Origin of the sequence: Actinomadura harenae (assembly GCF_003696215.1) — a bacterium.
In the GTDB taxonomy this organism is placed as follows: Bacteria; Actinomycetota; Actinomycetes; order Streptosporangiales; family Streptosporangiaceae; genus Spirillospora; species Spirillospora harenae.
In genome coordinates this window covers 20,973-28,086 of record NZ_RFFG01000102.1, presented here as the reverse complement: position 1 = coordinate 28,086, position 7,114 = coordinate 20,973, and the positions used below count along the sequence as shown (strand labels likewise).

Genomic DNA, 7,114 nt, shown 5'->3' with positions numbered 1-7,114 from the left:
AGCTCCAGCCCGCCGCCAAGAACCTGCTCGCCGAACGCGGCTACGACCCCGTCCTGGGCGCCCGGCCCCTGCGCCGCACCATCCAACGCGAGATCGAGGACAACCTCTCCGAAAAGATCCTCTACGGAGAGTTGGCGAACGGGCAGGTCGTCATCGTCGGCGCGGAGGGCACCGGCGACGAGGCCCGGCTGACGTTCCGGGGTGTCGGCGCGCGACCTTGACACCATATGCCGTGCATGGAACATTACACAGAGTGAGCGCCTTCCGTTGTGCTCGCACCATCCGGCCGGACGCGCCGCCCTTCCATCTCGACGCCAAGGAGCAGGAGCACATGACCGACGACGGCACCATCGAGCGCGACGGCGACCGGGCCCTCTTCCGCTACGAACGGCGGTACGACCACCCGGTCGGCGACACCTGGCGCGTCATCACGACCCCCTCCGAGATCTCCCAGTGGATGGGGGTCGACGTCGAGGCGTTCGACCTGCGTCCCGACGGGAAGATCATCATGGTCCACTCCAGTCCCAAGGGCGCCCAGATGCGGGTCGAGGACCGGGTCATCGAGGTGGAGCCGCCGCGTCGGCTGGAGCACACCTACTTCAACGAGATGAACCCGAGCGCCGTGGTGATCTGGAAGGTGGACGAGGCGGGCGGCGGCTCGACGATCACCCTCACGCACACCATGGACCTCGGCGAGGTCCGGGCCGCGGCGCAGGGGCAGGACATCGACCCGGTGATGGTCCTGGCGCGCAACGGCGCCGGCTGGCACCACCTGCTCGACATGATCGCCGTGCGGCTGCGCGGCGAGGAGGTCCCCGAGTGGACCGAGGAGGACCGCAAGGCCCTCCAGAAGCACTACGTGGAGCTGGTCCCCTGACCGTCCGCTCCCCCGGTGGCCGGGCCGTCCGGAACGGCCCGGCCACCGGGGTCCGGCGCGCCGGAGATCCGCCGGATCCCTGTCACGACAAGTGATTGACCGCTCATGGAGCGTGATCTAGGGTCGCGGGCATGGGCATCCCTACCGAACCTATCGGCAGCATCCCCCGTCCCTCCGAGCTCCTGGCCGCGCTGGCCGCCGGGGGCGACACGACGGCCGCGCAGGACGGCGCCGTCACCGACACGATCCGCCGGCTCGAGGAGATCGGCTCGCCGGTCGTCACCGACGGCGAGCAGTCCAAGCCGAGCTTCGCGACCTACCCGGTCGCCGGGCTCGCCGCTCTGGCGCCCGACGGCGCCGTCATCCCGTTCGCGGACGGCCACACCCGGCAGCTGCCGCGGCTGACCGGCGGCCCGTTCCAGTACCAGCGGAAGGCGTCGGAGTACCTGCGGGCCGCGCAGCGCACCGCGACGGTCCCGGTCAAGCAGGCCGTCATCGCCCCGTCCGCCCTCAGCCTGCTGTACCCGGCCGACGGCATCGCCGGGTATCCGCGCGAGCAGTTCCTGAACGACCTGGTCGACGAGGCCGAGGCCGACATCCGCGGCTGCCTCGACGCGGGCGCGCACGTCGTCCAGCTCGACTTCACCGAGGGACGGCTGTCCCTCAAGCTCGACCCCAGCGGCGGCCTGCTGGACGACTTCGTCGCACTCAACAACCGCGTCCTGGAGCGGTTCTCCGCCGAGGAGCGCGCCCGGATCGGCGTGCACACCTGCCCCGGCGGAGACCAGGACTCCACGCACAGCCTGGACGTCGACTATGCCGGGCTGCTGCCCAGGTTGTTCCAGCTCAAGGCCGGGAACTTCTACGTCCAGCTCGCCAGCGAGCCCGACCAGGACCGGACGCTGAGCGTCATCGCGTCCGAGCTGCCCCCGGACGCGCGCGTCTTCATCGGGGTGACCGACCCGATCGACCCCGTCGTGGAGACGCCCGACCAGGTCCGCGACCGGGTGCTGGCGGCGGCCCGCCACCTGCCCGCCGACCGGCTCGGGACGTGCGACGACTGCGGGTTCTCCCCGTTCGCCGACGACACGTCCACCTCCCGCGACACCGCGTTCGCCAAGATCAGGGCCCGGGTCGAGGGCACCGCCATGGCGGCCGCCGAACTCGGGCTCTGACGCTCGGCCGAACCGGTGCTCAGCTCTGCAGATCCGGCTCCGGGAAGATGTGCATGTAGCCGAGGTTGACGATCGCGTCGGCCATCGCGGTGTAGGCGGCCGGATCGGTGGGCGTGAGAGCGGCCAGGCCGTCCACGTAGCGGTTGAACATGCAGAACGCCGCGGCGATCAGCACGGTGTCATGGATCTCGAGGTCCGTGGCACCGTGGTCGCGCGCCGCGTCGATCTGCTCGGGGCGGACGTGGCGTCCGCCCTCCCAGACCGATCCGGCGATCGCGAGCAGCGTCTTGAGCTTGTCGGACACGGGCGCGGTGGCGGGGTCTCGGCGGGTCCGGTCGACGAGGTCGGCCCCGCCGTCCAGCTGCGCGGCGGCGAAGGCCGAGTGCGATCCCGCGCAGAACGCGCACTCGTTGAGCCCCGACACGTAGGCGGCGATCAGCTCGCGTTCACCGCGTTCGAGCGTTCCGGGCCCGCGCAGCAGCACCTCCGCCAGTTCGCTCATCGGCCGGGCGGTCTCGGGGCGGTAGAGGAACAGTCCGACGATCCCGGGCAGGTCGTTGTCCAGATGGATATGCGGCATGCCTCAGATACTGATCCACTCGGACGCCGTGGTGAAGGCCCGAAGCCGATCCTGGTCGGGTTCGATGCCGATACCCGGTCCGGACGGTACGGTCAGGTGCCCGTCGTCCAGGACGAACGGCTCGGTGACGTCCTCGGCGAAGTAGCGGCGGGACGCGGAGGTGTCGCCCGGGAGCGTGAAGCCGGGCAGGGCGGCGAGGGCGATGTTGGCGGCGCGGCCGATTCCGGTCTCCAGCATCCCGCCGCACCAGACCGCGACGCCGTGCGCGCGGCACAGGTCGTGGATGCGCTTGGCCTCCAGGTAGCCGCCGACGCGTCCGGGCTTGATGTTGACGATGGACGCGGCGCCGAGGGTGAGCGCGGCGGCGGCGTGCGCGGCGGACTCGATCGACTCGTCCAGGCAGACCGGGGTGCGCAGGCGGCGGGCGAGCTCGGCGTGCTGGACCATGTCGTCGTCGGCGAGGGGCTGCTCGATCAGCAGCAGGTCGAACGCGTCGAGCCTCGCCAGCCGAGGAGCGTCGACGAGGGTGTAGGCGGCGTTGGCGTCCACCTGGAGCAGCAGGTCGTCGCCGAACCGCTCGCGGACGGCCCGCACCGGCGCGACGTCCCAGCCGGGCTCGATCTTCAGCTTGATCCGGACGTAGCCCTCGGCGAGGTAGCCGCCGACGGCGTCGAGCAGTTCGGGGATCGAGTCCATGATCCCGACCGACACGCCGCAGGGCACCCGGTCGCGGGACGCGCCGAGGTAGGCGGCGAGGGACCGTCCGGCCACGCGGAGCTCGGCGTCCAGCACGGCGGTCTGGAGCGCGGCCTTCGCCATGCGGTGCCCCTTGAACGGCTCCAGGGCGCGCTCGACGGCGTAGGCGTCCACGTCGCCCTTGGGGAGGGCGGGGATGAGGAAGCGGCGCAGCACGTCGGCGGCACCGTCGGCGTACTCGGAGCTGTAGAGCGGGGCGTCCATGGCGACGCACTCGCCCCAGCCCTCGGCGTCGGGCGTGACGACGCGGACGAGCAGCACGTCACGGGCGGTCTCGGTTCCGAAGGACGTGCGGAACGGCGCGACCAGCGGCATCGCGATCCGGCGCAGCTCGATCCCGTCGATCTTCATGGGCGGCTCCTCACGGACGGGTCCGCCTCCCGGCGGACGACGGTTCGGCGGCGGACGATGGTGGGGTGGCGGCGCGGGGCGCCGGGGCGCGGTCGACGACGTAGGCGGCGCGGTCGTGGAAGCCGGTGACGCGGGCGCCGTCCGCGAGCAGGCCGCCGAGGACCTCGCGGAGGGCCAGCCGCCAGGCGCGCGCGGCGGCCGGGTCGGTGCGGCGCAGCGTCTCGACGTCGGCGGGCACTTCGACCAGGACCGTCTCGGCGCCGGTGTCCACGATCTCGGGGCGGCCGTCGCGGTCGCGGAGGGCGTAGGCGCCGGGACGGCCGGACGCCACGGGCCCAGGGACGGGCCCGGGGCCGGGGGTCGGGTCGGCGATGTCCCAGGCGGCGAGGACGCGGTCGCTGTCGTCGCCGCCGTTGATCGCGTCGTCCATCGCGCCGTAGAAGGACGGCAGGTACTCCACCGGCCGGGCGCCGAGCTTGACCAGGTTGAAGTAGGCGTTGCGGCGGATCAGCGGGTCGTAGGTCCAGGTGACGCGGGTCAGGCCGCGGGCGAGGGCCCAGTCGCGCTGGTGCAGCTTGAGGGCCAGCCCGACGCCGCGTCCGATGCCGGAGACGCCGGTCAGGTGCGAGTGCAGGGACGTGCCGACGGGGGCGGCGAAGAACGCGACGGACGCCCCGACGAGCCGTCCGTCCTGGTAGGCGCCGGCGACGTAGTTGCCCGCGTGGGACAGGGCGCGCATCATCTCCGCCGAGACCGGGTCGCCGTCCGCGTTGACGCCCCAGATCTCGTCGACCAGCCGCACCACGGCGTCGAACTCCTCCAGCTCGTGCAGTTCGCGCACGACCGGTCCGTTCGGGTGCTCCTCGTGATCAGCCGGCACGTCCGTCCTCCCAGAAAGCGATCACCTCGACGCTATGCCGCCGTCGCGGGTGCTCACGCCTGCCGCAGGACAAAACATCGGCCAAGTTCGCGCGCCCTCGGCGCCCTCAGCGCCCCCGGCCGAGGTCGTAGCGGACCGGGAGGCGCTTGAGTCCGCCGACGAACGTGGTCGCGACGCCGGCGGGCTCCCCGGCCAGGTCGATCCTCCTGAGCCGGGGCAGCAGTTCCTCGAAGAACGCCCGGATCTCCAGGCGCGCGAGGGCCGCGCCCAGGCAGTAGTGGACGCCGGAGCCGAACCCGAGGTGGCGGTTGGGGGCGCGTCCGACGTCGAACCGGAACGGATCGGTGAAGACGTCCTCGTCGCGGTCGGCGCTCGGGTAGGAGAGGAGGACGGCCTCGCCCGCGCGGACGGTGCGGCCGCGGAGCTCGGTGTCCTCGGCCGCGGTGCGCAGGAAGCCCCGGACGGGCGACACCCAGCGGACCATCTCCTCCACCGCGGACGGCATGAGCCCGGGATCGTCCCGGAGCCGCCGGAGCTGGTCGGGATGCCGAAGGAGCGCGTGGACGCCGCCGGCGATGGTCGCGGACGTCGTGTCGTGCCCGGCCGTCGCGATGATCACGTAGTAGGACGCGGTCTCCCGGTCGTCCAGGGGCGCGCCGTTCACGCGGGCGTTCGCGATGGCCGAGGCGAGATCGCCGGTCGGACGCTCGCGGCGGTCCCGCGTGAGGTCGGCGAAGAAGGCGAACAGGTCCTGCCGGACGGCCCGCCGCCGCTCCGCGCTCGTGCCCCGGCCGCGCTCGGCGTCGTCGGCGCCGAAGAGCTCGCGGGTGAGCGTGAGCATCCGGTCGAACTCGGACTCGGGCAGCCCGAGCAGGGAGAGGATCACGTGGAGGGGGAACCGGACGGCGACCTGCTCGACCAGGTCGCACTCGCCGCCGAGGCCGGCCATCCGGTCCACGTGGCGGCGCGCGAGGTCGCGGACCCGCGTCTCGAGCGCGCGCATGGCCCTGGGGGTGAACCAGGAGGCGCCGATCGCGCGGGCGGCGCGGTGCTCCGGCGCGTCCATGTGCGCGATCGTGCGGTTCCCGCCGCCCCCGGCGCGCATCGCGTCGTACTCGGCCGGGCCGAGCACGAGGCGCGGCGCGTTGCGGAAGACGTCGTCGCGCCGTTCGACCTCGAGGACGTCGGCGTGCCTGGTGACCGCCCAGAACGGCGCGTATCCGTCGGCCTCCACCCAGTGCACCGGGTCGTCCCGGCGCAGGAGCGCGGCGGCCGCGTGGAAGCGGGATCCGGGGTCGTTGAAGCGCGACTCGTCGGCGTGGGCGGCCGGGTCGGCGAAGGTCCGGCCCGCTTCGCCGGTGGTCATGGACGTCATTCGGAGAGGAGGCGCCAGGTGGTGAGGGCGAGGGTCGCGCGGGTCAGGCCCGTGGGGTGGGTGAGTTCGATGTCCAGCGTCCTCGCGATCTGCTCCAGGCGGCGGGCGACGCTGCTGTGGTGGAGGTGCAGGGACTCGGCGGCGCGGCGGACCGAGCCCGTGGCGCAGTAGGCGTCGAGGGTGTCCAGGTCGTCGGGGTTCCCGGCGAGGCGGGCCATCGCGGTGACATCGGGGTTGCCGCGCGCGGCGTCCGGGGAGATCTGGGCGAGCAGCGCCAGCGCGCCGAGCTCGTCGTGGTGGACGACCGGCCTTCTCGCGGTGGTGAAGCGCAGGGCGGCGCGGGCCTGCCTCCAGGACGTGTCGGGGCCGTCCGCGGCGCCGATCCCCGCGCGGACGTCCCCGGGGAGGCGGGCGGTGTCCACGGTGGTGGCGAGCAGGACGCCCACGTCCGCGAGCGAGGCCGCCTTCACCGGACGGTTCGGGCAGACGAGCGCGCCGACCCGGTCGAGCGGCACCGGCGTCCGGACGGCGACGACGCGCACGGGCAGGCCGGCGGCGAAGCCGAGCAGGCGCAGCGCCCGCGCGCGGGCCGCCTCGTCGGCGTCCGCGCTGATGACCAGTTCGACCAGGGCCGGGTCGGCCATCGTGGTGTGGGCGGGGCCGTACCGTTCGACGACCGCCGCGACGGCGAGGGCGAGCCGTTCGAGGACCAGTTCGTCGAACGGGCCGGGCGGCCCGGCGCGTTCCAGCCAGACGGCGCCGATCTCCTCGTCGTCCAGGGTGACCGCGACGCGGCCGGACGCGGGCGGCACGCTACCGGACGCCTGGGTGCCGGGCGGCGCGGTGCCGGACGCCGGGGTGCCGGCGGGCGACATGCGGATCGTCCGGCCGGTGCCGTGCAGCCGGATCCCGGTGACGCACTCGGCCAGGCCCGCCGAGGCGCGGGCGAGGGCGGGGAGGTCGACGCGCCGGCGCATCAGCGTGTCGTAGAACATCACGACGCGGATCGCGCCCTCGGCATGGTGCCCCAGGTGCGACAGGCGCTCCGCCAAAGCCTCCATGGTCCGAGCGTACGCGCCGGGCGGCGCGTCCGGCCCGGGGAAGACGCGACGGGCGGCGG

Annotated in this window: 8 protein-coding genes; 3 read left to right on the top strand and 5 right to left on the bottom strand. The window is 73.5% G+C overall.

What is annotated here, in order from left to right:
* The 3 genes from EBO15_RS35325 to EBO15_RS35315 form a co-directional block, all read left to right on the top strand.
* On the top strand, positions 1-221 hold a 221-nt coding region (locus EBO15_RS35325; RefSeq protein WP_147481802.1), incomplete at its 5' end, for a hypothetical protein.
* Between the two features lie 32 nt (positions 222-253).
* Positions 254-877: an SRPBCC domain-containing protein gene (locus EBO15_RS35320; RefSeq protein WP_122198820.1), complete on the top strand. Its 624-nt coding sequence runs from the start codon at positions 254-256 to the stop codon at positions 875-877.
* A gap of 131 nt (positions 878-1,008) precedes the next feature.
* Positions 1,009-2,052, top strand: a complete 1,044-nt coding sequence (locus EBO15_RS35315; protein ID WP_122198819.1) for a cobalamin-independent methionine synthase II family protein — start codon at positions 1,009-1,011, stop codon at positions 2,050-2,052.
* 19 nt (positions 2,053-2,071) lie between these two features.
* Here the strand turns inward: EBO15_RS35315 and EBO15_RS35310 are convergent, their stop codons facing one another.
* From EBO15_RS35310 to EBO15_RS35290, 5 genes are all read right to left on the bottom strand, one after another.
* Positions 2,072-2,632 carry a carboxymuconolactone decarboxylase family protein gene (locus EBO15_RS35310; RefSeq protein ID WP_122198818.1) on the bottom strand — a complete coding sequence of 187 codons (561 nt, stop codon included), beginning with the start codon at positions 2,630-2,632 and terminating at the stop codon, positions 2,072-2,074.
* Positions 2,633-2,635: 3 nt separating this feature from the next.
* Positions 2,636-3,739, bottom strand: coding sequence for an o-succinylbenzoate synthase (menC, locus tag EBO15_RS35305; protein WP_122198817.1), 1,104 nt, complete (start codon positions 3,737-3,739; stop codon positions 2,636-2,638).
* Positions 3,740-3,749: 10 nt separating this feature from the next.
* Positions 3,750-4,619: a GNAT family N-acetyltransferase gene (locus tag EBO15_RS35300; RefSeq protein WP_233616651.1), complete on the bottom strand. Its 870-nt coding sequence runs from the start codon at positions 4,617-4,619 to the stop codon at positions 3,750-3,752.
* A 106-nt stretch (positions 4,620-4,725) separates the two neighbouring features.
* Positions 4,726-5,985 (bottom strand): cytochrome P450, encoded by a 1,260-nt coding sequence (locus tag EBO15_RS35295; RefSeq protein WP_233616650.1) that lies wholly within the window; start codon positions 5,983-5,985, stop codon positions 4,726-4,728.
* Positions 5,986-5,990: 5 nt separating this feature from the next.
* Complete coding sequence (locus tag EBO15_RS35290) at positions 5,991-7,055, bottom strand: PucR family transcriptional regulator (protein WP_122198815.1); 1,065 nt, start codon at positions 7,053-7,055, stop codon at positions 5,991-5,993.
* Positions 7,056-7,114: the final 59 nt, after the last annotated feature.